Origin of the sequence: Streptomyces gilvosporeus, from assembly GCF_002082195.1 — a bacterium.
Lineage (GTDB): Bacteria > Actinomycetota > Actinomycetes > Streptomycetales > Streptomycetaceae > Streptomyces > Streptomyces gilvosporeus.
Genome location: NZ_CP020569.1, coordinates 4,190,697 through 4,213,738, shown reverse-complemented (window position 1 = coordinate 4,213,738; position 23,042 = coordinate 4,190,697). Strand labels below are relative to the sequence as shown.

At 67.2% G+C, this 23,042-nt stretch carries 36 protein-coding genes; 35 read left to right on the top strand and 1 reads right to left on the bottom strand.

The genetic code is table 11. The annotated features are described in order from the left end of the window. Nucleotides 1–14: 14 nt before the first annotated feature. The 31 genes from rplC (at nucleotide 15) to truA (ending at nucleotide 17,511) form a co-directional block, all read left to right on the top strand. On the top strand, nucleotides 15–659 hold the full coding sequence (rplC, locus tag B1H19_RS18580; RefSeq protein WP_083105786.1) for a 50S ribosomal protein L3: 645 nt from the start codon (nucleotides 15–17) through the stop codon (nucleotides 657–659). An 8-nt stretch (nucleotides 660–667) separates the two neighbouring features. Then, nucleotides 668–1,324: a 50S ribosomal protein L4 gene (gene rplD / locus B1H19_RS18575; protein WP_030062895.1), complete on the top strand. Its 657-nt coding sequence runs from the start codon at nucleotides 668–670 to the stop codon at nucleotides 1,322–1,324. Continuing rightward, nucleotides 1,324–1,647, top strand: a complete 324-nt coding sequence (rplW, locus tag B1H19_RS18570; RefSeq protein WP_083105785.1) for a 50S ribosomal protein L23 — start codon at nucleotides 1,324–1,326, stop codon at nucleotides 1,645–1,647. Before rplD ends, rplW begins: the two co-directional genes overlap by 1 nt. 40 nt (nucleotides 1,648–1,687) lie before the next feature. Beyond that, entirely contained in the window at nucleotides 1,688–2,524 is an 837-nt protein-coding gene (gene rplB / locus B1H19_RS18565) for a 50S ribosomal protein L2 (RefSeq protein ID WP_006604876.1), read from the top strand. A gap of 12 nt (nucleotides 2,525–2,536) precedes the next feature. Then, nucleotides 2,537–2,818 carry a 30S ribosomal protein S19 gene (rpsS, locus tag B1H19_RS18560; RefSeq protein WP_016571057.1) on the top strand — a complete coding sequence of 94 codons (282 nt, stop codon included), beginning with the start codon at nucleotides 2,537–2,539 and terminating at the stop codon, nucleotides 2,816–2,818. 44 nt (nucleotides 2,819–2,862) lie between these two features. After that, a complete protein-coding gene (gene rplV, locus B1H19_RS18555; RefSeq protein WP_009997296.1) occupies nucleotides 2,863–3,210 on the top strand; it encodes a 50S ribosomal protein L22 in 348 nt (115 codons plus the stop codon). Next, the gene (gene rpsC, locus B1H19_RS18550; RefSeq protein WP_083105784.1) at nucleotides 3,210–4,028 is read left to right on the top strand and encodes a 30S ribosomal protein S3; all 819 of its coding nucleotides are present in this window, start codon (nucleotides 3,210–3,212) and stop codon (nucleotides 4,026–4,028) included. The genes rplV and rpsC overlap by 1 nt, the downstream gene beginning before the upstream one ends. A 5-nt stretch (nucleotides 4,029–4,033) precedes the next feature. Continuing rightward, entirely contained in the window at nucleotides 4,034–4,453 is a 420-nt protein-coding gene (rplP, locus tag B1H19_RS18545) for a 50S ribosomal protein L16 (RefSeq protein ID WP_004571829.1), read from the top strand. Beyond that, entirely contained in the window at nucleotides 4,453–4,677 is a 225-nt protein-coding gene (gene rpmC, locus B1H19_RS18540) for a 50S ribosomal protein L29 (RefSeq protein ID WP_004950453.1), read from the top strand. The genes rplP and rpmC overlap by 1 nt, the downstream gene beginning before the upstream one ends. Further along, the gene (rpsQ, locus tag B1H19_RS18535; RefSeq protein ID WP_006604882.1) at nucleotides 4,677–4,958 is read left to right on the top strand and encodes a 30S ribosomal protein S17; all 282 of its coding nucleotides are present in this window, start codon (nucleotides 4,677–4,679) and stop codon (nucleotides 4,956–4,958) included. Before rpmC ends, rpsQ begins: the two co-directional genes overlap by 1 nt. Nucleotides 4,959–5,057: 99 nt before the next feature. Next, nucleotides 5,058–5,426: a 50S ribosomal protein L14 gene (rplN, locus tag B1H19_RS18530; RefSeq protein ID WP_003998823.1), complete on the top strand. Its 369-nt coding sequence runs from the start codon at nucleotides 5,058–5,060 to the stop codon at nucleotides 5,424–5,426. A gap of 3 nt (nucleotides 5,427–5,429) precedes the next feature. After that, nucleotides 5,430–5,753, top strand: a complete 324-nt coding sequence (gene rplX, locus B1H19_RS18525) for a 50S ribosomal protein L24 (RefSeq protein WP_030062892.1) — start codon at nucleotides 5,430–5,432, stop codon at nucleotides 5,751–5,753. Next, nucleotides 5,753–6,313 (top strand): 50S ribosomal protein L5, encoded by a 561-nt coding sequence (gene rplE / locus B1H19_RS18520; protein WP_030062891.1) that lies wholly within the window; start codon nucleotides 5,753–5,755, stop codon nucleotides 6,311–6,313. Before rplX ends, rplE begins: the two co-directional genes overlap by 1 nt. A 5-nt stretch (nucleotides 6,314–6,318) precedes the next feature. Continuing rightward, the gene (locus B1H19_RS18515; protein ID WP_003956452.1) at nucleotides 6,319–6,504 is read left to right on the top strand and encodes a type Z 30S ribosomal protein S14; all 186 of its coding nucleotides are present in this window, start codon (nucleotides 6,319–6,321) and stop codon (nucleotides 6,502–6,504) included. Between the two features lie 240 nt (nucleotides 6,505–6,744). Next, nucleotides 6,745–7,143, top strand: coding sequence for a 30S ribosomal protein S8 (gene rpsH / locus B1H19_RS18505; protein WP_046927448.1), 399 nt, complete (start codon nucleotides 6,745–6,747; stop codon nucleotides 7,141–7,143). A 22-nt stretch (nucleotides 7,144–7,165) separates the two neighbouring features. Next, nucleotides 7,166–7,705, top strand: coding sequence for a 50S ribosomal protein L6 (gene rplF, locus B1H19_RS18500; protein WP_046927449.1), 540 nt, complete (start codon nucleotides 7,166–7,168; stop codon nucleotides 7,703–7,705). 3 nt (nucleotides 7,706–7,708) lie between these two features. Further along, nucleotides 7,709–8,092, top strand: a complete 384-nt coding sequence (rplR, locus tag B1H19_RS18495; protein ID WP_083105782.1) for a 50S ribosomal protein L18 — start codon at nucleotides 7,709–7,711, stop codon at nucleotides 8,090–8,092. Between the two features lie 46 nt (nucleotides 8,093–8,138). Next, nucleotides 8,139–8,741, top strand: coding sequence for a 30S ribosomal protein S5 (gene rpsE / locus B1H19_RS18490; RefSeq protein ID WP_043264889.1), 603 nt, complete (start codon nucleotides 8,139–8,141; stop codon nucleotides 8,739–8,741). Then, the gene (rpmD, locus tag B1H19_RS18485; protein ID WP_083105781.1) at nucleotides 8,741–8,923 is read left to right on the top strand and encodes a 50S ribosomal protein L30; all 183 of its coding nucleotides are present in this window, start codon (nucleotides 8,741–8,743) and stop codon (nucleotides 8,921–8,923) included. Before rpsE ends, rpmD begins: the two co-directional genes overlap by 1 nt. Nucleotide 8,924: 1 nt before the next feature. Further along, the gene (rplO, locus tag B1H19_RS18480; RefSeq protein ID WP_083105780.1) at nucleotides 8,925–9,380 is read left to right on the top strand and encodes a 50S ribosomal protein L15; all 456 of its coding nucleotides are present in this window, start codon (nucleotides 8,925–8,927) and stop codon (nucleotides 9,378–9,380) included. A 227-nt stretch (nucleotides 9,381–9,607) separates the two neighbouring features. Further along, complete coding sequence (gene secY / locus B1H19_RS18475; protein ID WP_083105779.1) at nucleotides 9,608–10,921, top strand: preprotein translocase subunit SecY; 1,314 nt, start codon at nucleotides 9,608–9,610, stop codon at nucleotides 10,919–10,921. After that, on the top strand, nucleotides 10,921–11,577 hold the full coding sequence (locus tag B1H19_RS18470; protein ID WP_083105778.1) for an adenylate kinase: 657 nt from the start codon (nucleotides 10,921–10,923) through the stop codon (nucleotides 11,575–11,577). Before secY ends, B1H19_RS18470 begins: the two co-directional genes overlap by 1 nt. Before the next feature lie 120 nt (nucleotides 11,578–11,697). After that, nucleotides 11,698–12,534, top strand: coding sequence for a type I methionyl aminopeptidase (map, locus tag B1H19_RS18465; RefSeq protein ID WP_083105777.1), 837 nt, complete (start codon nucleotides 11,698–11,700; stop codon nucleotides 12,532–12,534). 177 nt (nucleotides 12,535–12,711) lie between these two features. Continuing rightward, the gene (infA, locus tag B1H19_RS18460) at nucleotides 12,712–12,933 is read left to right on the top strand and encodes a translation initiation factor IF-1 (RefSeq protein ID WP_014047798.1); all 222 of its coding nucleotides are present in this window, start codon (nucleotides 12,712–12,714) and stop codon (nucleotides 12,931–12,933) included. 60 nt (nucleotides 12,934–12,993) lie between these two features. Continuing rightward, complete coding sequence (gene rpmJ, locus B1H19_RS18455; protein WP_003956441.1) at nucleotides 12,994–13,107, top strand: 50S ribosomal protein L36; 114 nt, start codon at nucleotides 12,994–12,996, stop codon at nucleotides 13,105–13,107. A 196-nt stretch (nucleotides 13,108–13,303) separates the two neighbouring features. Then, complete coding sequence (rpsM, locus tag B1H19_RS18450) at nucleotides 13,304–13,684, top strand: 30S ribosomal protein S13 (RefSeq protein ID WP_006604894.1); 381 nt, start codon at nucleotides 13,304–13,306, stop codon at nucleotides 13,682–13,684. Nucleotides 13,685–13,748: 64 nt separating this feature from the next. After that, on the top strand, nucleotides 13,749–14,153 hold the full coding sequence (gene rpsK, locus B1H19_RS18445; protein ID WP_004571845.1) for a 30S ribosomal protein S11: 405 nt from the start codon (nucleotides 13,749–13,751) through the stop codon (nucleotides 14,151–14,153). A gap of 27 nt (nucleotides 14,154–14,180) precedes the next feature. Then, nucleotides 14,181–14,807 carry a 30S ribosomal protein S4 gene (gene rpsD / locus B1H19_RS18440; RefSeq protein WP_083105776.1) on the top strand — a complete coding sequence of 209 codons (627 nt, stop codon included), beginning with the start codon at nucleotides 14,181–14,183 and terminating at the stop codon, nucleotides 14,805–14,807. A 116-nt stretch (nucleotides 14,808–14,923) separates the two neighbouring features. Continuing rightward, nucleotides 14,924–15,946 carry a DNA-directed RNA polymerase subunit alpha gene (locus tag B1H19_RS18435; RefSeq protein ID WP_003956430.1) on the top strand — a complete coding sequence of 341 codons (1,023 nt, stop codon included), beginning with the start codon at nucleotides 14,924–14,926 and terminating at the stop codon, nucleotides 15,944–15,946. Nucleotides 15,947–16,107: 161 nt separating this feature from the next. After that, nucleotides 16,108–16,572: a 50S ribosomal protein L17 gene (rplQ, locus tag B1H19_RS18430; RefSeq protein WP_030062881.1), complete on the top strand. Its 465-nt coding sequence runs from the start codon at nucleotides 16,108–16,110 to the stop codon at nucleotides 16,570–16,572. Between the two features lie 78 nt (nucleotides 16,573–16,650). After that, entirely contained in the window at nucleotides 16,651–17,511 is an 861-nt protein-coding gene (gene truA / locus B1H19_RS18425; protein WP_083105775.1) for a tRNA pseudouridine(38-40) synthase TruA, read from the top strand. Between the two features lie 51 nt (nucleotides 17,512–17,562). Here truA and B1H19_RS18420 read toward each other — a convergent pair whose 3' ends face one another. Next, entirely contained in the window at nucleotides 17,563–18,435 is an 873-nt protein-coding gene (locus tag B1H19_RS18420) for a hypothetical protein (protein WP_159028070.1), read from the bottom strand. A 112-nt stretch (nucleotides 18,436–18,547) separates the two neighbouring features. Here B1H19_RS18420 and B1H19_RS18410 point away from each other — a divergent pair, with 112 nt between their 5' ends. The 4 genes from B1H19_RS18410 (at nucleotide 18,548) to glmM (ending at nucleotide 22,947) form a co-directional block, all read left to right on the top strand. Further along, nucleotides 18,548–20,176, top strand: a complete 1,629-nt coding sequence (locus tag B1H19_RS18410) for an ABC-F family ATP-binding cassette domain-containing protein (protein ID WP_083105773.1) — start codon at nucleotides 18,548–18,550, stop codon at nucleotides 20,174–20,176. Nucleotides 20,177–20,420: 244 nt separating this feature from the next. Then, nucleotides 20,421–20,864, top strand: a complete 444-nt coding sequence (gene rplM / locus B1H19_RS18405; protein WP_083105772.1) for a 50S ribosomal protein L13 — start codon at nucleotides 20,421–20,423, stop codon at nucleotides 20,862–20,864. Between the two features lie 43 nt (nucleotides 20,865–20,907). Further along, nucleotides 20,908–21,420, top strand: coding sequence for a 30S ribosomal protein S9 (rpsI, locus tag B1H19_RS18400; protein ID WP_083105771.1), 513 nt, complete (start codon nucleotides 20,908–20,910; stop codon nucleotides 21,418–21,420). Between the two features lie 168 nt (nucleotides 21,421–21,588). Beyond that, nucleotides 21,589–22,947, top strand: coding sequence for a phosphoglucosamine mutase (gene glmM, locus B1H19_RS18395; protein ID WP_083105770.1), 1,359 nt, complete (start codon nucleotides 21,589–21,591; stop codon nucleotides 22,945–22,947). Nucleotides 22,948–23,042 lie beyond the last annotated feature (95 nt).

Genomic DNA, 23,042 nt, shown 5'->3' with positions numbered 1-23,042 from the left:
CGGTGATCTGAGAGATGGCTAAGCAGATCAAGGGCATCCTGGGCGAGAAGCTCGGCATGACGCAGGTGTGGGACGAGAACAACCGTGTTGTTCCGGTCACCGTCGTCAAGGCCGGGCCCTGTGTCGTTACCCAGGTGCGCACCAATGACCAGGACGGTTACGACTCCGTCCAGATCGCCTTCGGCGAGATCGACCCGCGCAAGGTGAACAAGCCCCTCAAGGGCCACTTCGCCAAGGCCGAGGTCACCCCCCGTCGTCACCTCGTCGAGGTCCGTACCGCTGACGCCAGCGAGTACACCCTCGGCCAGGAGCTGACCGCCGAGACCTTCGAGTCCGGCGTCAAGGTGGACGTGACCGGCAAGAGCAAGGGCAAGGGCTTCGCCGGTGTCATGAAGCGTCACGGCTTCGGCGGCGGCAAGGCCTCGCACGGTGCCCACCGCGTGCACCGCAAGCCCGGTTCCATCGGTGGCTGCGCCACCCCGGGCCGCGTGTTCAAGGGCATGCGGATGGCCGGCCGTATGGGCAATGAGCGGGTCACCACCCAGAACCTGACCGTCCACGCCGTTGACGCGGAGAAGGGTCTGCTGCTCATCAAGGGCGCAGTTCCTGGTCCGAACGGCGGCCTCGTCCTGGTCCGTACCGCGGCCAAGGGGGCCTGAGGTAACCGATGAGCACCATTGACATCCTTTCGCCGGCAGGCGACAAGGCCGGGACCGTCGAGCTCCCCACGGAGATCTTCGACGTCGAGAAGATCAGCATCCCGCTGATCCACCAGGTCGTTGTCGCACAGCTGGCCGCTGCCCGTCAGGGCACGCACAAGACCAAGACCCGCGGCGAGGTCCGCGGCGGTGGCAAGAAGCCTTACCGCCAGAAGGGCACCGGCCGCGCGCGCCAGGGTTCGACCCGTGCGCCGCAGTTCGCCGGCGGTGGCGTCGTCCACGGCCCCGTGCCGCGTGACTACAGCCAGCGGACCCCGAAGAAGATGAAGGCCGCGGCCCTGCGCCACGCCCTCACCGACCGGGCCCGCAACAGCCGCATCCACGTCGTTTCCGGCGTGGTCGAGGGCGCGGTGTCCACCAAGGCCGCCAAGACGCTGTTCGGCAAGATCTCGGAGCGCAAGAACCTGCTCCTGGTCGTCGACCGCGCCGACGAGGCCGCGTGGCTCTCCGCCCGCAACCTGCCCCAGGTTCACATCCTGGAGCCGGGCCAGCTGAACACGTACGACGTGCTCGTCTCCGACGACGTGGTCTTCACCAAGGCCGCCTTCGAGTCCTTCGTGTCTGGCCCCAAGGCCAACGCTGAGACCGAAGGGAGCGACGCCTGATGACTGAGGCCGTCGTCACCAGCAGGACCTTCACGGACCCCCGTGACGTGCTGAAGAAGCCCGTCGTGTCCGAGAAGAGCTACGCGCTGCTGGACGAGAACAAGTACACGTTCATCGTCGACCCGCGCGCCAACAAGACCCAGATCAAGCAGGCCGTCGAGGCGGTCTTCTCGGTCAAGGTCACCGGGGTCAACACGATCAACCGGCAGGGCAAGCGCAAGCGCACCCGCACCGGTTTCGGTAAGCGTGCGAACACCAAGCGCGCCATCGTGACCCTCGCCGAGGGCGACCGTATCGACATCTTCGGCGGTCCGACCGCCTAAGGGCGGTCCGGATCGTCCGAAATCGGACGAGGACTGAGAAATGGGTATCCGCAAGTACAAGCCGACGACCCCGGGCCGTCGTGGCTCCAGCGTCGCCGACTTTGTCGAGATCACGCGGTCCACGCCGGAGAAGTCGCTGGTCCGCCCGCTGCACAGCAAGGGCGGCCGTAACAACGCCGGTCGTGTGACCGTTCGCCACCAGGGCGGTGGCCACAAGCGCGCCTACCGAGTGATCGACTTCCGTCGTCACGACAAGGACGGCGTGCCGGCCAAGGTCGCGCACATCGAGTACGACCCGAACCGCACCGCGCGCATCGCGCTGCTGCACTACGCAGACGGCGAGAAGCGCTACATCATCGCGCCCCGTGGCCTGGCCCAGGGTGCTCGGATTGAGAACGGCCCTGGCGCCGACATCAAGCCGGGCAACAACCTGCCGCTGCGCCACATCCCCGTGGGTACGACGATCCACGCGATCGAGCTGCGTCCGGGCGGCGGTGCGAAGTTCGCCCGCTCGGCCGGTGCCTCCGTGCAGCTGCTGGCGAAGGAGGGCGCAATGGCCCACCTTCGTATGCCCTCCGGTGAGATCCGCCTGGTCGACGTCCGCTGCCGCGCCACTGTCGGCGAGGTCGGCAACGCCGAGCAGTCGAACATCAACTGGGGCAAGGCCGGCCGTATGCGCTGGAAGGGCGTCCGCCCGACCGTGCGTGGTGTCGTGATGAACCCGGTCGACCACCCGCACGGTGGTGGTGAGGGCAAGACCTCCGGTGGTCGCCACCCGGTCTCGCCCTGGGGCCAGAAGGAGGGTCGTACTCGCTCGCCGAAGAAGGCCAGCAACAAGTACATCGTCCGCCGCCGCAAGACGAACAAGAAGCGCTAGGAGCGGGTTTAGATGCCGCGCAGTCTCAAGAAGGGGCCCTTCGTCGACGACCACCTCGCCAAGAAGGTGGATGTTCAGAACGATGCAGGCACCAAGAACGTCATCAAGACCTGGTCCCGCCGCTCCATGATCGTCCCGGCCATGCTCGGCCACACGATCGCGGTGCACGACGGCCGCAAGCACGTCCCGGTGTTCGTCACCGAGTCGATGGTCGGCCACAAGCTCGGCGAGTTTGCGCCGACCCGCACCTTCCGCGGCCACGAGAAGGACGACCGCAAGTCGCGTCGTCGCTGATCGACCGGAGTGCGAAGACTATGACTGACACCGAAGGGACAACCATGGAAGCCAGGGCCCAGGCGCGGTACATCCGCGTCACGCCCATGAAGGCCCGCCGCGTGGTGGACCTTATCCGTGGCATGGATGCCACGGAGGCTCAGGCGGTCCTGCGTTTCGCCCCGCAGGCCGCGAGCGTGCCGGTGGGCAAGGTGCTGGACAGCGCCATTGCCAACGCCGCGCACAACTACGACCACACGGACGCCTCCACGCTGGTTATCAGCGAGGCGTACGTCGACGAGGGTCCGACCCTGAAGCGGTTCCGGCCGCGTGCCCAGGGCCGTGCCTACCGGATCCGCAAGCGGACCAGCCACATCACCGTGGTCGTCAGCAGCAAGGAAGGAACCCGGTAATGGGCCAGAAGGTAAACCCGCACGGGTTCCGGCTCGGCGTCACGACGGACTTCAAGTCCCGCTGGTACGCCGACAAGCTGTACAAGGACTACGTCAAGGAAGACGTCGCCATTCGTCGCATGATGACGAAGGGCATGGAGCGCGCCGGTATCTCCAAGGTGGAGATCGAGCGCACCCGTGAGCGCGTCCGCGTTGACATCCACACCGCTCGTCCGGGCATCGTCATCGGCCGCCGCGGCGCCGAGGCCGACCGCATCCGCGGCGAGCTGGAGAAGCTGACCGGCAAGCAGGTTCAGCTGAACATCCTCGAGGTCAAGAACCCCGAGACCGATGCTCAGCTGGTCGCCCAGGCCGTCGCCGAGCAGCTGTCCTCCCGCGTCTCCTTCCGTCGCGCCATGCGTAAGAGCATGCAGTCGACGATGAAGGCCGGCGCCAAGGGCATCAAGATCCAGTGCGGTGGCCGTCTCGGCGGCGCCGAGATGTCCCGCTCGGAGTTCTACCGCGAGGGCCGTGTGCCCCTGCACACGCTCCGTGCGAACGTCGACTACGGCTTCTTCGAGGCCAAGACCACCTTCGGCCGCATCGGCGTGAAGGTCTGGATCTACAAGGGCGACGTCAAGAACATCGCCGAGGTGCGCGCGGAGAACGCCGCGGCCCGTGCGGGTAACCGCCCGGCCCGTGGTGGCAACGAGCGCCCCCGTCGCGGTGGCGAGCGTGGCGGCCGCGGCCGCAAGCCGCAGCAGAACGCCGCTGCCGAGGCCCCCAAGGCCGAGGCCGCTGCCGCTGCTCCGGCGGAGATCCCCGGAACGGAGGCCTGACCGACATGCTGATCCCTCGCAGGGTCAAGCACCGCAAGCAGCACCACCCGAAGCGCAACGGTATGGCCAAGGGTGGCACCGAGCTGGCCTTCGGTGAGTACGGAATCCAGGCCGTCACCCCGGCCTACGTGACGAACCGGCAGATCGAGTCCGCTCGTATCGCCATGACCCGTCACATCAAGCGTGGCGGCAAGGTGTGGATCAACATCTACCCCGACCGTCCGCTGACGAAGAAGCCGGCCGAGACCCGCATGGGTTCCGGTAAGGGTTCCCCGGAGTGGTGGGTCGCGAACGTCAAGCCCGGTCGGGTGATGTTCGAGCTGTCCTTCCCGAACGAAAAGGTTGCCAAGGAGGCGCTGACCCGCGCCGCCCACAAGCTTCCGATGAAGTGCCGCATCGTGCGGCGCGAGGCAGGTGAGTCGTGATGGCGGCCGGTACCAAGGCGACCGAGCTGCGCGAGCTGAACAACGAGGACCTCGTTGCCAAGCTTCGTGAGGCCAAGGAGGAGCTGTTCAACCTCCGCTTCCAGGCGGCGACCGGACAGCTCGAGAACCACGGCCGGCTGAAGGCCGTCCGCAAGGACATCGCCCGGATCTACACCCTGATGCGTGAGCGTGAGCTGGGCATCGAGACGGTGGAGAGCGCCTGATGAGCGAGAAGAATGTGACTGAGACGAACGAGCGCGGTTTCCGCAAGACCCGTGAGGGTCTCGTCGTCAGCGACAAGATGGACAAGACCGTCGTCGTCGCTGTCGAGGACCGTGTCAAGCACGCGCTGTACGGCAAGGTCATCCGCCGTACCAACAAGCTCAAGGCGCACGACGAGCAGAACGCTGCCGGTGTCGGCGACCGTGTCCTCCTGATGGAGACCCGGCCGCTGTCCGCCACCAAGCGCTGGCGCATCGTCGAGATCCTCGAGAAGGCCAAGTAATCCCTCCTAGGGGGACCCCCTAGGAACAGTTCCGCCAGGCTCGGCAGGTGTTTCACGTGAAACACCTGCCGGGAACCGGCAGACATTCAGGAGATAGACGTGATCCAGCAGGAGTCGCGACTGCGTGTCGCCGACAACACTGGTGCGAAGGAGATCCTTTGCATCCGTGTTCTCGGTGGTTCCGGTCGCCGCTACGCGGGCATCGGTGACGTCATCGTCGCCACCGTCAAGGATGCGATCCCCGGTGGCAACGTGAAGAAGGGTGACGTCGTCAAGGCCGTCATCGTTCGCACCGTCAAGGAGCGCCGCCGTCCCGACGGCTCGTACATCCGCTTCGATGAGAACGCGGCCGTCATCCTCAAGAACGATGGCGACCCCCGCGGCACCCGTATCTTCGGCCCCGTGGGCCGTGAGCTGCGCGAGAAGAAGTTCATGAAGATCATCTCCCTCGCGCCGGAGGTGCTGTAACCGATGAAGATCAAGAAGGGCGACCTGGTCCAGGTCATCACCGGTAAGGACAAGGGCAAGCAGGGCAAGGTCATCCAGGCCTTCCCCCGTGAGGACCGCGTCCTGGTCGAGGGTGTCAACCGGGTCAAGAAGCACACCAAGGCCGGTCAGACGGCTCGTGGCTCGAAGACCGGCGGCATCGTGACGACCGAGGCCCCCATCCACGTCAGCAACGTTCAGCTGGTTGTGGAGAAGGACGGCAACAAGGTTGTCACCCGCGTCGGGTACCGCTTCGACGACGAAGGCAACAAGATCCGCGTTGCCAAGCGGACCGGTGAGGACATCTGATGACTGCCACCACCAACGCGCCGCGTCTCAAGCAGCGCTACCGCGAAGAGATCGCCGGGAAGCTGAAGGACGAGTTCTCCTACGAGAACGTCATGCAGATCCCCGGTCTGACGAAGATCGTGGTCAACATGGGTGTGGGCGACGCCGCCCGCGACTCCAAGCTGATCGAGGGTGCCATCAAGGACCTCACCACGATCACCGGTCAGAAGCCGGCCGTCACCAAGGCCCGTAAGTCCATCGCGCAGTTCAAGCTGCGTGAGGGCCAGCCGATCGGTGCCCACGTCACCCTCCGTGGTGACCGCATGTGGGAGTTCCTGGACCGCCTGCTGTCGCTCGCGCTGCCGCGCATCCGCGACTTCCGTGGTCTGTCCCCCAAGCAGTTCGACGGTCGGGGCAACTACACCTTCGGTCTCACGGAGCAGGTCATGTTCCACGAGATCGACCAGGACAAGATCGACCGTACCCGGGGTATGGACATCACCGTGGTCACCACGGCGACCAACGACGATGAGGGCCGCGCTCTCCTTCGTCACCTCGGCTTCCCGTTCAAGGAGGCGTGAGCGAGATGGCGAAGAAGGCTCTGATCGCGAAGGCTGCTCGCAAGCCCAAGTTCGGTGTGCGTGCGTACACCCGCTGCCAGCGCTGCGGCCGTCCCCACTCCGTTTACCGCAAGTTCGGCCTGTGCCGCGTGTGCCTTCGTGAGATGGCTCACCGTGGCGAGCTGCCGGGCGTGACCAAGAGCTCCTGGTAATCCCCCAGTTGGGATTCCCTCGAGACTCTCGGTAAGCACCCGGTCGGCGGGCGCCCGTCCCTTTTTCCCGTAGGGTGGAAGGGTTTGGGCGCCCCGCCGCCCGAGACCGACCGCGGGTCCAAGCCCGCATAACGTCGCTTACTACGCCGTAGGTCCCCGCGCCGCACCCGTCCCGACCCAGATCGGGGAGAGGGATGGCGCACATAGGAAACCCCGGCGAGAGAGGCCGAAGGCCAATTCATGACCATGACTGATCCCATCGCAGACATGCTGACCCGTCTGCGGAACGCGAACTCGGCGTACCACGACACCGTCGTGATGCCGCACAGCAAGATCAAGTCGCACATCGCGGAGATCCTCCAGCAGGAGGGTTACATCACCGGCTGGAAGGTCGAGGACGCCGAGGTTGGCAAGAACCTCGTTCTCGACCTGAAGTTCGGCCCGAACCGCGAGCGCTCGATCGCCGGCATCAAGCGGATCTCGAAGCCGGGCCTGCGCGTCTACGCCAAGTCCACCAACCTGCCGAAGGTCCTCGGCGGCCTGGGCGTGGCCATCATCTCCACGTCCCACGGTCTCCTGACCGGTCAGCAGGCGCAGAAGAAGGGCGTGGGTGGGGAAGTCCTCGCCTACGTCTGGTAACCAGGGAACGGAGGAAAAGCTAATGTCGCGTATTGGCAAGCTGCCCATCCAGGTTCCCGCTGGTGTGGACGTCACCATCGAGGGCCGCACGGTCAGCGTGAAGGGTCCCAAGGGCTCCCTCGCGCACACCGTCGCCGCGCCCATCGAGGTCGCCAAGGGTGAGGATGGCGTCATCGTCGTCACCCGCCCGAACGACGAGCGTCAGAACAAGGCCCTGCACGGCCTGTCCCGCACGCTGGTGGCGAACATGATCACCGGCGTGACCCAGGGCTACAGCAAGGCGCTCGAGATCAGCGGTGTCGGTTACCGCGTCCAGGCGAAGGGCTCCAACCTGGAGTTCGCGCTGGGCTACAGCCACCCCATCGTCGTCGAAGCTCCCGAGGGCATCTCCTTCAAGGTCGAGTCCCCGACCAAGCTCAGCGTCGAGGGCATCGACAAGCAGAAGGTCGGCGAGGTCGCGGCGAACATCCGCAAGCTGCGCAAGCCTGACCCGTACAAGGCCAAGGGCGTCAAGTACGCCGGCGAGGTCATCCGCCGCAAGGTCGGAAAGGCTGGTAAGTAAGCCATGGCATACGGTGTGAAGATCGCTAAGGGCGACGCCTACAAGCGTGCTGCCGCGAAGCGTCGCCACATCCGCATCCGTAAGCGGATTTCGGGTACGGCGGAGCGTCCGCGTCTGGTCGTGACGCGGTCCAACCGCGGCATCTTCGCCCAGGTCATCGACGACATCGCGGGCCACACGGTGGCCTCGGCGTCGAACCTGGACGCGTCGATCCGTGGCGGCGAGGGTGACAAGAGCGCCCAGGCCAAGAAGGTTGGCGCCCTGGTTGCCGAGCGTGCCAAGGCCGCCGGTGTCGAGGCCGTCGTGTTCGACCGTGGTGGCAAGCAGTACGCCGGGCGGATTGCCGCTCTGGCCGACGCCGCCCGCGAGGCCGGGCTGAAGTTCTGAGCCCCGGTTCCGGAGCTAGCGGACGTAACAGAGAGAGGTAAATCCAATGGCTGGACCCCAGCGCCGCGGAAGCGGTGCCGGTGGCGGCGAGCGGCGGGACCGGAAGGGTCGCGACGGTGGCGCTGCCGCCGAGAAGACCGCGTACGTTGAGCGCGTTGTCGCGATCAACCGCGTCGCCAAGGTTGTCAAGGGTGGTCGCCGTTTCAGCTTCACCGCGCTGGTCGTGGTGGGCGACGGTGACGGCACCGTAGGTGTCGGTTACGGCAAGGCCAAGGAAGTTCCGGCTGCCATCGCCAAGGGCGTGGAAGAGGCCAAGAAGAACTTCTTCAAGGTCCCCCGTATCCAGGGCACCATCCCGCACCCCATCCAGGGCGAGAAGGCTGCGGGCGTCGTCCTGCTCAAGCCGGCTTCCCCCGGTACCGGTGTGATCGCCGGTGGCCCGGTGCGCGCCGTCCTGGAGTGCGCGGGCATCCACGACGTGCTGAGCAAGTCGCTCGGTTCGTCGAACCCGATCAACATCGTGCACGCCACGGTGGAGGCCCTCCAGGGACTGCAGCGTCCCGAGGAGATCGCCGCCCGTCGTGGTCTGCCGCTGGAGGACGTTGCTCCCGCCGCTCTGCTGCGGGCGCGGGCTGGGGTGAGTGCGTAATGGCTCGCCTCGAGATCAAGCAGATCAAGTCCTACATCGGCAGCAAGCAGAACCACCGCGACACCCTGCGTTCGCTCGGCCTGAAGCGCCTGGGCGACGTGGTTGTCAAGGACGACCGCCCCGAGTTCCGCGGCATGGTGCACACCGTCCGCCACCTCGTGTCGGTCAAGGAGGTCGACTGACATGGCGGAGACCAACCCGCTGAAGGTCCACAACCTCCGGCCCGCCCCGGGCGCCAAGACCGCCAAGACCCGTGTCGGTCGTGGTGAGGCGTCCAAGGGTAAGACCGCTGGTCGTGGTACCAAGGGCACCAAGGCCCGTTACCAGGTTCCGGAGCGCTTCGAGGGTGGGCAGATGCCCCTCCACATGCGCCTCCCGAAGCTGAAGGGCTTCAAGAACCCCGCCCACAAGCAGTTCCAGGTCGTGAACCTGACCAAGCTGGCCGAGCTCTACCCGCAGGGTGGCGAGGTCACGGTGGCCGACCTGGTTGCCAAGGGCGCGGTGCGCAAGAACGAGCTCGTCAAGGTCCTGGGCCAGGGCGAGATCTCCGTGGCGCTGCAGGTTTCGGTTGACGCCGTTTCCGGCTCCGCCAAGGAGAAGATCGCCGCCGCCGGCGGCACCGTCACCGAGCTCATCTGAGTTCGTTGGTTCAACTGACCGGGGATGCCCATTGATTGGGGCATCCCCGGTCGGTCGTTCCACGGGGGGTACGGTCGCCGGTAAGGTGGCAGGCACTGTTGTTTTCCGGGGCTATGTCCCGGACCCCCGCCGCGCCGGCCCGTCCGGTGCGGCACTGGCCGCCAAGTATCCGTCGATCCTCAAGACCGTCACCTCTCGCACACGAGGCGGGAGGCGCAGGAGGCACCGTGCTCACCGCGTTCGCCCGAGCGTTCAAGACGCCCGACCTGCGCAAGAAGCTGCTGTTCACATTGGGCATCATCGTGCTCTACCGGATCGGCGCACACGTCCCGGTCCCCGGGGTGAACTACGCGAACGTCGAGACCTGCATGAAGCAGGCCGGCGGCAACAGCGGGTTGTTCGCCCTGGTGAACATGTTCAGCGGTGGTGCGCTGCTCCAGATCACGATCTTCGCGCTGGGGATCATGCCGTACATCACGGCGAGCATCATCCTCCAGCTGCTGACCGTGGTGATTCCCCGCCTGGAGGCCCTGAAGAAAGAGGGGCAGTCCGGCCAGGCGAAGATCACCCAGTACACCCGCTATCTGACGGTGGCGCTCGCCATCATGCAGGGCACCGGCCTGGTGGCCACCGCCCGCAGCGGTGCGCTGTTCCGGAACTGCCCGGTCTCCACCGAGATCGTGCCCAACGACTCCATCTTCACCACCATCACGATGGTGATCACCATGACCGCCGGCACGGGCCTGATCATGTGGCTCGGTGAGCTGGTCACCGACCGCGGTATCGGCAACGGCATGTCGATCCTGATGTTCATCTCGATCGCCGCCGGCTTCCCGGGCGCGCTGTGGCAGATCAAGCTCACCGGCAAGCTGGCCGACGGCTGGATCGAGTTCTTCGGTGTGATCGCGGTGGGTCTGGCGATGGTCGCCCTGGTGGTCTTCGTCGAGCAGGCGCAGCGGCGCATTCCGGTGCAGTACGCGAAGCGGATGATCGGGCGCCGGTCCTATGGCGGTACGTCCACTTACATCCCGCTGAAGGTGAATCAGGCGGGTGTGATTCCCGTCATCTTCGCGTCATCGCTGCTCTACATTCCGGCCCTGATCGCTCAGTTCAGCGGGTCGAAGGCGGCGTGGGCGACGTGGATTGCCACCAACTTCACCAAGGGAAATCACCCGGTTTACATCGTTACGTACTTCCTGCTGATCGTATTTTTCGCCTTCTTCTACGTCGCCATCAGCTTCAACCCCGAAGAAGTTGCCGACAACATGAAGAAGTATGGTGGCTTCATCCCGGGTATCCGGGCTGGTCGCCCGACGGCTGAGTACCTCAGCTACGTGCTCAACCGGATCACGTGGCCGGGCTCGCTGTACCTGGGGCTGATCGCACTCGTACCAACAGTGGCGTTGGTGCTGTTCAACGCGAACCAGAACTTCCCGTTCGGCGGGACGAGCATCCTCATCATCGTGGGTGTGGGTCTGGAAACCGTGAAGCAGATCGAGAGTCAGCTTCAGCAGCGCAATTACGAAGGGTTCCTCCGCTGATGCGAATCGTCCTCGTCGGACCTCCGGGGGCCGGTAAGGGTACGCAGGCCGCGTACCTCGCCAAGAACCTCGCGATCCCGCACATCTCCACGGGGGACCTGTTCCGCGCGAACATCAGTCAGGGCACGCCTCTGGGGCTCGAGGCGAAGTCCTACATGGACGCGGGACAGCTCGTACCGGACTCGGTGACCATCGGCATGGCCGAGGACCGTATGGGCCACGCGGACGCGGCCAACGGCTTCCTGCTCGACGGCTTCCCGCGCAACCTCGGTCAGGCCGAGTCGCTGGACGACTACCTCAAGGGCCACGACCTCAAGCTGGACGCGGTCCTGGACCTGGAGGTCCCCGAGGACGAGGTCGTCAAGCGGATCGCCGGCCGGCGGATCTGCCGCAAGGACAGCAGCCACGTCTTCCACGCGGAGTACAACAAGCCCGAGACCGAGGGCGTCTGTGACGTCTGCGGCGGCGAGCTGTACCAGCGCGACGACGACAGCGAGGACACCGTCCGCAACCGGCTCGAGGTCTACCACACGCAGACCGAGCCGATCATCGACTACTACAAGGCCCAGGATCTGGTCGTCACGATCCCGGCGCTCGGCAAGGTCTCCGAGGTCACCGAGCGTGCGATGGCCGCGCTCAAGGCCCTGAGCGAGTAGCAGACAGCCGGTCCGATACGGCCGCGGTGCCCCGACGGGTACCGCGGCCGTATCGTGTATGGGGCGGTCGCGACGGTGGCCGGACAAGATGTGTCATCGGCTCAGGAAGGCGTTGCCGTAATGCTGGAGATCAAGAACCCCGCGCAGATCGCGAAGATGCGCGAGGCGGGGCTGGTGGTCGCGGCCATTCACGCGGCGACCCGCCAGGTCGCGGTGCCGGGCGCCACGACCAAGGATCTGGACGATGCGGCGCGCAAGGTGCTGGCCGAGCACGGGGCGAAGTCGAACTTCCTCGGGTACGGCGGATTCCCCGCGACGATCTGCACCTCGGTGAACGATGTCGTGGTCCACGGCATCCCCGACACCGAGACGGTCCTGGCCGACGGCGACATCATCTCCATCGACTGCGGCGCGATCGTCGACGGCTGGCACGGCGACGCCGCGTACACCGCCTTCGTCGGCTCCGGGCACTCCGCGGAGCTGGTCGAGCTCAGCCGGGTGACCGAGGAGTCCATGTGGGCGGGTATCGCGGCCGTCACCAAGGGCAACCGCCTGGTCGACATCTCCAAGGCGATCGAGGGCTACATCCGCCGCCAGCCGCGCCCCTCCAGCGGGAAGTACGGCATCGTCGAGGACTACGGCGGCCACGGCATCGGCTCGCAGATGCACATGGACCCGCATCTGCTGAACTACGTCGAGCGCAGGCGCGGCCGCGGCCCCAAGCTGGTGCCCGGTTTCTGCATCGCGATCGAGCCCATGGTCAATCTCGGCACGGCCAAGACGCATGTGCTCGAGGACGACTGGACGGTCAAGACCAACGACGGCAGCTGGTCCTCGCACTGGGAGCACTCGGTCGCCCTGACCGAGGACGGCCCGCTGGTGCTGACCGCCCCCGACGGCGGCAAGGCCAAGCTCGCGGAGCTGGGTGTCACGGCGGCGCCTGACCCCCTGGCCTGACCCCGGGAGCCCTTGCGGCGTAAGGGTCGGCGTAAGGATCACCGCCGGTGGGCAATAATCCTGGATTCGTCTTTTCACAGGCACTGACGTAGACTGACGCGTCGGCTCTCGTGCATCCGTATGCCTCCAGGCTGGAGCGCGGGAGTTGATCAAGGTAGCCGATTCGAAAGGCGAAGCGTGGCCAAGAAGCAAGGTGCCATCGAGATCGAGGGCACCGTGATCGAGTCTCTGCCGAACGCGATGTTCCGGGTAGAGCTCCAGAACGGTCACAAGGTCCTCGCGCACATCAGCGGCAAGATGCGGATGCACTACATCCGTATCCTCCCGGATGACCGGGTCGTGGTGGAGCTTTCTCCGTACGACCTGACGCGTGGCCGGATCGTCTACCGCTACAAGTAGATCTTGTCGACGCCCCGCTCCCGTGGGGTGACGGCACTGACCCGGAGAACCTCACATCCCATGAAGGTCAAGCCGAGCGTCAAGAAGATCTGCGACAAGTGCAAGGTGATCCGCCGCCACGGCCGGGTCATGGTCATCTGCGACAACCTGCGCCACAAGCAGCGCCAGGGCTGACGCACGCCGACCACCTGCATTTCGCAGTTCGCGCGACGCAAGCACATACGTACATACGCAGTCACCCGACCCCCCGCCTCACCGCGTGGGGACGACACCCCCGGCTCGGAGGCCGGGGACCCGGCTCGTAATTCTGAAGAGTCTTACGGGAACGGTGCTGCGGAAGACCTCCGAATAGCCATCAGGAGCCACATCAATGGCACGCCTCGCAGGCGTTGATCTCCCGCGCGAAAAGCGTGTGGAGGTCGCCCTCACCTACGTCTTCGGTATCGGGCGGACGCTCTCGCAGCAGACCCTCGCCGCCACCGGCGTGAACCCGGACACCCGGGTCCGCGACCTGGCCGAGGAAGACCTGGTCAAGATCCGCGAGTACGTCGACAACAACCTCAAGACCGAGGGTGACCTCCGTCGCGAGATCCAGGCCGACATCCGCCGCAAGGTCGAGATCGGCTGCTACCAGGGTCTGCGTCACCGCCGCGGTCTGCCGGTGCACGGTCAGCGCACCAGCACGAACGCCCGTACCCGCAAGGGTCCGCGTCGCGCGATCGCCGGCAAGAAGAAGCCGGGCAAGAAGTAGTCCTCAGCAGGACGCTCACCAGCGGTCTTCGCTGTAGGACCGACCACCTCCACGGGAGAAATTCATGCCTCCGAAGGGCCGTACGGCCGGCGCCAAGAAGGTGCGCCGCAAGGAGAAGAAGAACGTCGCCCACGGGCACGCTCACATCAAGAGCACGTTCAACAACACGATCGTCTCGATCACGGACCCCACGGGCAACGTGATCTCTTGGGCCTCTGCCGGCCACGTCGGCTTCAAGGGCTCGCGCAAGTCCACCCCCTTCGCCGCGCAGATGGCCGCCGAGTCGGCCGCCCGCCGCGCGCAGGAGCACGGCATGCGCAAGGTCGACGTCTTCGTCAAGGGTCCCGGCTCCGGCCGTGAGACCGCGATCCGCTCCCTCCAGGCCACCGGCCTCGAGGTCGGCTCGATCCAGGACGTCACCCCCACCCCGCACAACGGATGCCGCCCGCCCAAGCGTCGCCGCGTCTGACCATCTGAAGTAGGAGAAAACTAGACAATGGCGCGTTACACCGGGGCCGACTGCAAGCGTTGCCGTCGGGAGAAGCAGAAGCTGTTCCTCAAGGGCAGCAAGTGCGAGAGCGCAAAGTGCCCGATCGAGATCCGTCCTTACCCCCCGGGTGAGCACGGTCGCGGGCGCACCAAGGACAGCGAGTACCTGCTCCAGCTTCGTGAGAAGCAGAAGTGCAGCCGTATCTACGGTGTCCTTGAGAAGCAGTTCGTGAACTACTACAAGGAAGCGAACCAGAAGACCGGCAAGACCGGTGAGAACCTTCTGCGCATCCTTGAGACCCGCCTCGACAACGTGATCTACCGGGCCGGCTTCGCCAAGTCCCGCGACCACGCCCGTCAGCTGGTCCGTCACGGACACGTCAACGTCAACGGCCGCAAGACCGACATCCCGTCGGCCCGCGTGTCGGTGAACGACATCATCGAGGTCCGCGAGAAGTCCCGGAACCTGACCCCCTTCCAGGTGGCTCAGGCCGAGGCCGGCGAGAAGACCGTTCCGGCGTGGCTGGAGTCGATCCCCTCGCAGCTGCGGATCCTCGTGCACAGCCTGCCCGAGCGCCAGGTGATCGACACCCAGGTGCAGGAGCAGCTGATCGTTGAGCTCTACTCCAAGTAAGAGCTGAGCGGAATTGGTGTGGGCGGTACGGAGCCTCTGGCGCCGTACCGCCCGTACCCTTTGAAGTACAGCGGGCGTCAAATAGCGGGCGCCCACGACTGAAGGATCAAAGAACCATGCTGATTGCTCAGCGTCCCTCTCTGACCGAAGAGGTCGTCGACGAATACCGCTCCCGGTTCGTGATCGAGCCGCTGGAGCCGGGCTTCGGCTACACCCTCGGCAACTCCCTGCGTCGTACGCTCCTCTCCTCGATTCCGGGTGCGGCGGTCACGTCCATCCGCATCGACGGTGTCCTGCACGAGTTCACCACCGTGCCGGGCGTCAAGGAGGACGTCACCGACCTGATCCTCAACATCAAGCAGCTGGTCGTCTCCTCGGAGCACGACGAGCCGGTGGTCATGTACCTGCGCAAGCAGGGTCCCGGCCTGGTCACCGCCGCCGACATCGCGCCGCCGGCCGGTGTCGAGGTGCACAACCCGGACCTGGTCCTCGCCACGCTCAACGGCAAGGGCAAGCTGGAGATGGAGCTGACCGTCGAGCGCGGTCGCGGCTATGTCTCCGCCGTCCAGAACAAGCAGGTGGGCCAGGAGATCGGCCGGATCCCGGTCGACTCCATCTACTCGCCGGTGCTCAAGGTCACCTACAAGGTCGAGGCGACCCGTGTCGAGCAGCGCACCGACTTCGACAAGCTGATCGTCGACGTCGAGACCAAGCAGGCCATGCGCCCGCGTGATGCCATGGCGTCGGCCGGTAAGACCCTGGTCGAGCTGTTCGGTCTGGCCCGCGAGCTGAACATCGACGCCGAGGGCATCGACATGGGTCCGTCCCCGACGGATGCCGCCCTGGCCGCCGATCTGGCGCTGCCGATCGAGGAGCTGGAGCTCACGGTCCGCTCCTACAACTGCCTCAAGCGTGAGGGCATCCACTCCGTGGGTGAGCTCGTTGCCCGCTCCGAGGCCGATCTGCTCGACATCCGCAACTTCGGTGCGAAGTCGATCGACGAGGTCAAGGCGAAGCTGGCCGGGATGGGTCTGGCGCTCAAGGACTCGCCCCCCGGGTTCGACCCGACCGCTGCCGCGGACGCCTTTGGCGCTGACGACGATGCGGACGCGGGCTTCGTGGAGACCGAGCAGTACTAGGCGCTCCGCTAGGACCGTCTTTGGCTGCGGGCCGGCTGTGGCCGGTCGCGCAGTTCCCCGCGCCCCTTACGGGGCGCGGGGTCTCCGACAGGCAAACCCGCCTGCTCGGATACTGACCCCGGTACCTGATACGGCCGGGGCAGACACCAAGGAGAAACACCATGCCGAAGCCCTCCAAGGGTGCCCGTCTGGGCGGCAGCGCGTCGCACGAGAAGGCGATGCTGCGCAACCTGGCGACCAGCCTCTTCGAGCACGGCCGCATCACGACGACCGAGGCCAAGGCCCGTCGTCTGCGTCCGTACGCCGAGCGTCTGGTGACCAAGGCGAAGAAGGGCGACCTTCACAACCGCCGTCAGGTCATGCAGCTGATCTCGGACAAGAGCGTCGTCCACACGCTCTTCACCGAGATCGCGCCGCGGTTCTCGGAGCGTCCGGGTGGCTACACCCGCATCACCAAGATCGGTAACCGTCGTGGCGACAACGCCCCGATGGCGGTCATCGAGCTGGTCGAGGGCGAGATCGCCAAGAAGGCCACCGTCGCCGAGGCCGAGGCCGCGACCAAGCGTGCGGTGAAGGAGTCCGAGGCTGCGGCCGAGGCTCCCGCCGAGGAGTCCAAGGACGCCTGAGGCACTGCCTGTGAGCGGGTCCGTTCCTTCGGGGACGGGCCCGCTTCGCGTTGCCGGGGGCCTGAGAGGATTGCTTACGTGAGTGACGAGGTGGAGCCCGGGTACGTCCGGGTGCGGCTGGACCTTTCCTATGACGGCACGGACTTCTCCGGCTGGGCCAAGCAGGCCCGCGGGCAGCGGACCGTACAGGGGGAGATCGAGGACGCGCTGCGGACCGTGACCCGGTCCGGGGAGACGACGTACGAGCTCACGGTCGCCGGGCGGACGGACGCCGGGGTGCATGCGCGCGGGCAGGTGGCGCATGTGGACCTGCCGGCGGAGCTGTGGGCCGAACATCAGGAGAAGCTGCTGAAGCGGCTGGCCGGCCGGCTGCCCAAGGATGTGCGGGTGTGGTCGCTGACCGAGGCGCCCGAGGGCTTCAACGCGCGCTTCTCGGCGATCTGGCGGCGGTATGCGTACCGGGTGACCGATCACCACGGGGGCGTGGATCCGCTGCTGCGCGGCCATGTGCTCTGGCACGACTGGCCGCTCGATGTGGACGCCATGAACGCGGCGGCCCGCGGGCTGCTGGGGGAGCACGACTTCGCGGCGTACTGCAAGAAGCGGGAGGGCGCCACGACCATCCGTACGCTCCAGGAGCTGAGCCTTCAGCGGGGCGCGGACGGGATCATCACCGCCACGGTCCGCGCCGATGCCTTCTGCCACAACATGGTGCGCTCGCTGATCGGCGCGCTGCTGTTCGTCGGCGACGGGCACCGGCCGCCGGAGTGGCCGGCGAAGGTGCTGGCGGCGGGGGTGCGGGACTCCGCGGTGCATGTCGTACGGCCGCACGGGCTGACCTTGGAGGAGGTCGGCTATCCGGCGGACGAACTGCTCATGGCGCGGAACAAGGAAGCGCGCAACCGGCGCTCGCTGCCGGTGCGGGGCGGCTGCTGCTGAGCGGCCGCGGGGGAGTGGCGCCGCCCGCGGCGGCGGCGCCACCGAACGGCGTCAGCCCTGCGCCTTGGCCTTCTGCTGGGCCTCCTTGAGCTGCTGCGCGGCAACCTTGGCGGCCTGGTCCTTGCCGCGCTGGGTGATCCGGGCCCAGGTGTACGAGGCGGCGTCCCGGCCGATCTGCTGGGCCTTGGTCTCGTCGGTGGTCGTCGCCTTGCCGTTGTTGTAGCCGGCGATGGTGAAGTAGGCGTAGCGGCCATTGGTGTTGACCGCCGTACGGCACCGGGTGGCCTGGCAGAACGTGTCGGGCACGCCGCCGCCGACGAGCGGGGCGATATTGCCCGACTTCCACTCGTTCATGACCTTGGTGGCCTTGGCCGGGGAGGCGAAGACCGCGACGCCGACCGTGGCGGAGACGCCGCCCTTGGAGTAGGTGGCGCGCAGCAGTTTGGTGCAGCCGTTGTGGGCCAGCAGGGAGCCGAGCGCGCCCTGGCTGCCCGAGGTGCAGTCGCCGGTGCTGGCGGTCTTCGTCCGCGCGTAGCTGTGGTCGCCGATGACCATGGTCTTGTCGGGGAAGAGCGTGGCGGGGGTGAGCGGCGCCCGGTCCTTGGCGGGATCGGTGATGTAGTCGCGCGGGTTGGGCGGGGGCGGCACCGAGACGTCGGGGAAGGACGGTTTGTCGTCCGGTGCGACGGTCTCGCCGGATGCCGCGGGCTTGGCGGTCGGGTTGCCGCCGGGCGAGCCGCCGGTGCTGTTGACGACCGCGAGGGTGACGATGCCGGCGATGGCGAGCGCCGCCACCGCACCGCCGCCGATCAGCATCCAGCGTTTACGCCGGGAGGCCGATTCGCTCTCCTCGGCCAGTGCGGCCCAGTCCGGAGTCCCAGATCCCCCGGGGCCGTCGAACGGCCCCCCTTGCCCAAAGCTCATGCCGCGCATCCTAACGACCGTCCGGGCACGGGTTGGCGGCGCTCCGGTGGCCCCTTCGTAACGTTCGGAAACGAGTTGGAGGAATACCCGCACGCCCCTGACAATTCCGCCCATGGGACATCTGGAAGCCGGGCACCTGGAGTACTACCTGCCGGACGGGAGGGCCCTGCTGGGAGACGTCTCCTTCAGGGTGGGCGAGGGGGCGTCGGTCGCGCTGGTGGGTGCGAACGGCGCGGGCAAGACGACGCTGCTGCGGCTGATCGCGGGGGAGCTGGAACCGCACGGCGGGTCGGTGACGGTGAGCGGCGGGCTGGGCGTGATGCCGCAGTTCGTGGGGTCTGTACGGGACGACCGTACGGTGCGCGACCTGCTGGTCTCCGTCGCCCAGCCGCGGATCCGGGAGGCCGCGGCCGCGGTGGACGCCGCCGAGCTGGCGATCATGACGGCCGACGACGAGGCCGCGCAGATGGCGTACGCCCAGGCGCTCAGCGACTGGGCCGAGGCGCGCGGGTACGAGGCCGAGACGGCCTGGGACATCTGCACCATGGCGGCGCTGGGGATGCCGTACGAGAAGGCCCAGTGGCGGCAGGTGCGCACGCTCAGCGGCGGCGAGCAGAAGCGGCTGGTCCTGGAGTCGCTGCTGCGCGGCACGGATGAGGTGCTGCTGCTGGACGAGCCGGACAACTATCTGGACGTACCCGGCAAGCGCTGGCTGGAGGAGCAGCTCCGGCAGACCCGTAAGACGGTGCTGTTCGTCTCGCACGACCGGGAGCTGCTGGCCCGCGCCGCGGAGAAGATCATCAGCGTCGAGCCGGGCCCGGCGGGCTCCGACGTATGGGTGCACGGCGGCGGTTTCGCCACCTACCACCAGGCGCGCAAGGAGCGCTTCGCCCGTTTCGAGGAGCTGCGGCGGCGCTGGGACGAGAAGCACGCCCAGCTCAAGAAGCTGGTGGTCACGCTGCGGCAGGCGGCCTCGGTCAGCCATGAGATGGCCTCGCGGTACGCCGCCGCGCAGACCCGGCTGCGCAAGTTCGAGGAGGCCGGCCCGCCGCCGGAGCCGCCGCGCGAGCAGGAGATCACCATGCGGCTGCGCGGCGGCCGTACCGGCGTACGGGCGGTGACCTGCGAGAACCTGGAGCTGACCGGGCTGATGAAGCCGTTCTCGCTGGAGATCTTCTACGGCGAGCGGGTGGCCGTCCTGGGCTCCAACGGCTCCGGCAAGTCCCACTTCCTGCGGCTGCTGGCCGGGGACCCCGACAATCCGGTGGCGCACCGGGGCGCCTGGAAGCTGGGCGCCCGCGTCGTCCCCGGCCACTTCGCGCAGACCCATGCCCACCCCGAGCTGCTGGGCCGCACCCTGCTCGACATCCTGTGGACCGAGCACGCCAAGAACAAGGGCCAGGCGATGTCCGCCCTGCGCCGCTACGAGCTGGAGAAACAGGCCGAGCAGCGCTTCGACCGCCTCTCCGGCGGCCAGCAGGCCCGCTTCCAGATCCTGCTCCTGGAGCTGTCCGGCACGACCGCGCTGCTCCTGGACGAGCCGACCGACAACCTGGACCTGGAGAGCGCGGAGGCGTTGCAGGAGGGCCTGGAGGCGTACGAGGGGACGGTGCTCGCGGTCACCCACGACCGGTGGTTCGCGAAGGGCTTCGACCGCTTCCTGGTGTTCGGGGCGGACGGGGTGGTGCGGGAGACGGCGGAGCCGGTGTGGGACGAGCGCAGGGTGGAGCGGGAGCGGTAGGGCCGTTCCCGGTCGTACGCTGGTTCGGGACGCGTTTTGACCCGTGTGGGGTCGTCTCGGTATCCTGCTGGTTCGTTATGCGTATTGGCTTGCTCTATCTCACGTGAGGGGCCCTTACGCCGGCTCACCGGGCCGATGACCGGCGGCGGACGATCGGGTTGCGTCACCCGTAGTGCCGCTCTGCTGTGTGATCAGGCCAGGTGTCCAGTACAGGACCCATCACTTTCGAAGCGAAGGCTAAGACGTGCGTACGTTCAGCCCCAAGCCCGGCGATGTTCAGCGCCAGTGGCACATCATTGACGCGCAGGACGTAGTCCTGGGCCGTCTGGCCAGCCAGGCCGCCTCTCTCCTGCGGGGCAAGCACAAGCCGGTTTACGCCCCTCACGTTGACACCGGTGACTTCGTCATCATCATCAACGCCGACAAGGTGCACCTGTCCGGCAACAAGCGCAACCAGAAGATGGCCTACCGCCACTCCGGTTTCCCGGGCGGTCTGCGCTCGGTGCGCTACGACGAGCTCCTCGACAAGAACCCCGAGAAGGCCGTCGAGAAGGCCGTCAAGGGCATGCTCCCCAAGAACACCCTGGGCCGTCAGATGCTCTCGAAGCTGAAGGTCTACGCGGGCGCCGAGCACCCGCACGCTGCGCAGCAGCCGGTCCCGTTCGAGATCACCCAGGTCGCGCAGTAAGTCCGGCCACACCCCCTAAGACGAAAAGAATCTGAGGAGCATCGTGGCTGAGACCACCGCCGAGACCCCGCTCGAAGAGGCCGAGGTCGAGCAGTACACCAGCGAGTCCGAGGCGCCGCTGGAGGGTGAGTACACCTCCGAGTCGATGGCGTCCCGCTTCGGCGACCCGCAGCCGGCCGCCGGCCTGGGCCGCCGCAAGAACGCCATCGCCCGCGTCCGGATCGTCCCGGGCACCGGCCAGTGGAAGATCAACGGCCGCACCCTCGAGGGCTACTTCCCCAACAAGGTGCACCAGCAGGAAGTCAACGAGCCCTTCAAGGTGCTCGAGCTCGACAACCGCTACGACGTCATCGCCCGCATCTCCGGCGGCGGCATCTCCGGCCAGGCCGGTGCGCTGCGCCTGGGCGTGGCCCGTGCGCTGAACGAGGCCGACGTCGACAACAACCGCCCCGCGCTGAAGAAGGCCGGGTTCCTCAAGCGTGACGACCGTGCGGTCGAGCGCAAGAAGGCCGGTCTGAAGAAGGCCCGCAAGGCGCCGCAGTACAGCAAGCGCTAATCGCGCTCGCTGCACCGTGCAGCTCTCGAACGCCCCGGTGGCACTCCATGCGCCGGGGCGTTCGGCTATCCGGGACCGGACGCGTACGGCTGTGGCCCATCCCTGAGGCCAGGGGCGTATACCTGGACGTAAATCCCTGGTCCAAGCTCAGACACTCGGAGGACACCAGTGGGACGACTCTTCGGCACGGACGGTGTGCGCGGCGTCGCCAATGCGGATCTGACGGCGGAGCTGGCGCTCGGCCTGTCGGTCGCGGCGGCGCATGTGCTGGCGGAAGCCGGGACTTTTGAGGGGCACCGGCCGGTTGCCGTGGTCGGGCGCGATCCACGGGCGTCGGGGGAGTTCCTGGAGGCCGCGGTCGTCGCCGGACTGGCCAGTGCCGGGGTGGACGTCCTACGGGTGGGAGTGCTGCCGACGCCGGCGGTGGCGTATCTGACCGGTGCGCTCGGCGCGGACCTGGGCGTGATGCTCTCCGCCAGCCACAACCCGATGCCCGACAACGGCATCAAGTTCTTCGCCCGCGGCGGCCACAAGCTCGCCGACGAGCTGGAGGACCGCATCGAGCGGACCTACCGGGCGCACAGCTCCGGCGAGCCGTGGGAGCGGCCGACCGGCGACGGCGTGGGCCGGGTCACCGTCTACGACGAGGGCTTCGACAACTACGTCGCGCATCTGGTCGGCGTGCTGCCCAACCGCCTCGACGGGCTGACGATCGTCATCGACGGGGCGCACGGCGCGGCGGCGCGGGTCTCGCCCGAGGCGTTCGCGCGGGCCGGCGCCGAGGTCGTCACCATCGGCACCGAACCCGACGGCCTGAACATCAACGACGGCTGCGGCTCCACGCACCTCGACAAGCTGCGGGCCGCGGTCGTCGAGCACGGCGCGGACCTGGGCGTCGCGCACGACGGCGATGCGGACCGCTGCCTGGCCGTGGACCGCGACGGCAACGAGGTCGACGGCGACCAGATCCTGGCCGTGCTCGCGCTGGGCATGCGCGAGGCGGGGACGCTGCGCAAGAACACCGTCGTCGCCACCGTCATGTCCAACCTGGGCTTCAAGCTGGCCATGGAGCGCGAGGGCATCGACTTCGTCCAGACGGCGGTCGGCGACCGTTACGTCCTGGAGGAGATGAAGGCGCACGGCTTCGCGCTGGGCGGCGAGCAGTCCGGGCACGTCATCGTCCTCGACCACGCCACCACCGGCGACGGCACGCTCACCGGTCTGATGCTGGCGGCCCGGGTCGCCGCCACCGGCCGGTCGCTGGCCGAGCTGGCGGGCGTCATGGAGCGCCTGCCGCAGATCCTGATCAATGTGCCGGACGTCGACAAGTCCCGCGTGGCCACCTCCCCCGAGCTGACCGCCGCGGTCGCCGAGGCGGAGCGCGAGCTGGGCGCCACCGGCCGGGTGCTGCTGCGCCCTTCCGGCACCGAGCCGCTGGTACGCGTGATGGTCGAGGCCGCGGACATCGAGCAGGCGCGGACGGTCGCCGAGCGGCTCGCCGATGCGGTGAAGTCGGCGCTGGGCTAACGCCTGGCGGAATCGTCGCAGCGGGCCCGTTCCTCTCGTACGTGGGGGAGCGGGCCCGCTGTCGTGCGTGCGCGACGGGGGAGGCGGCACCCGGC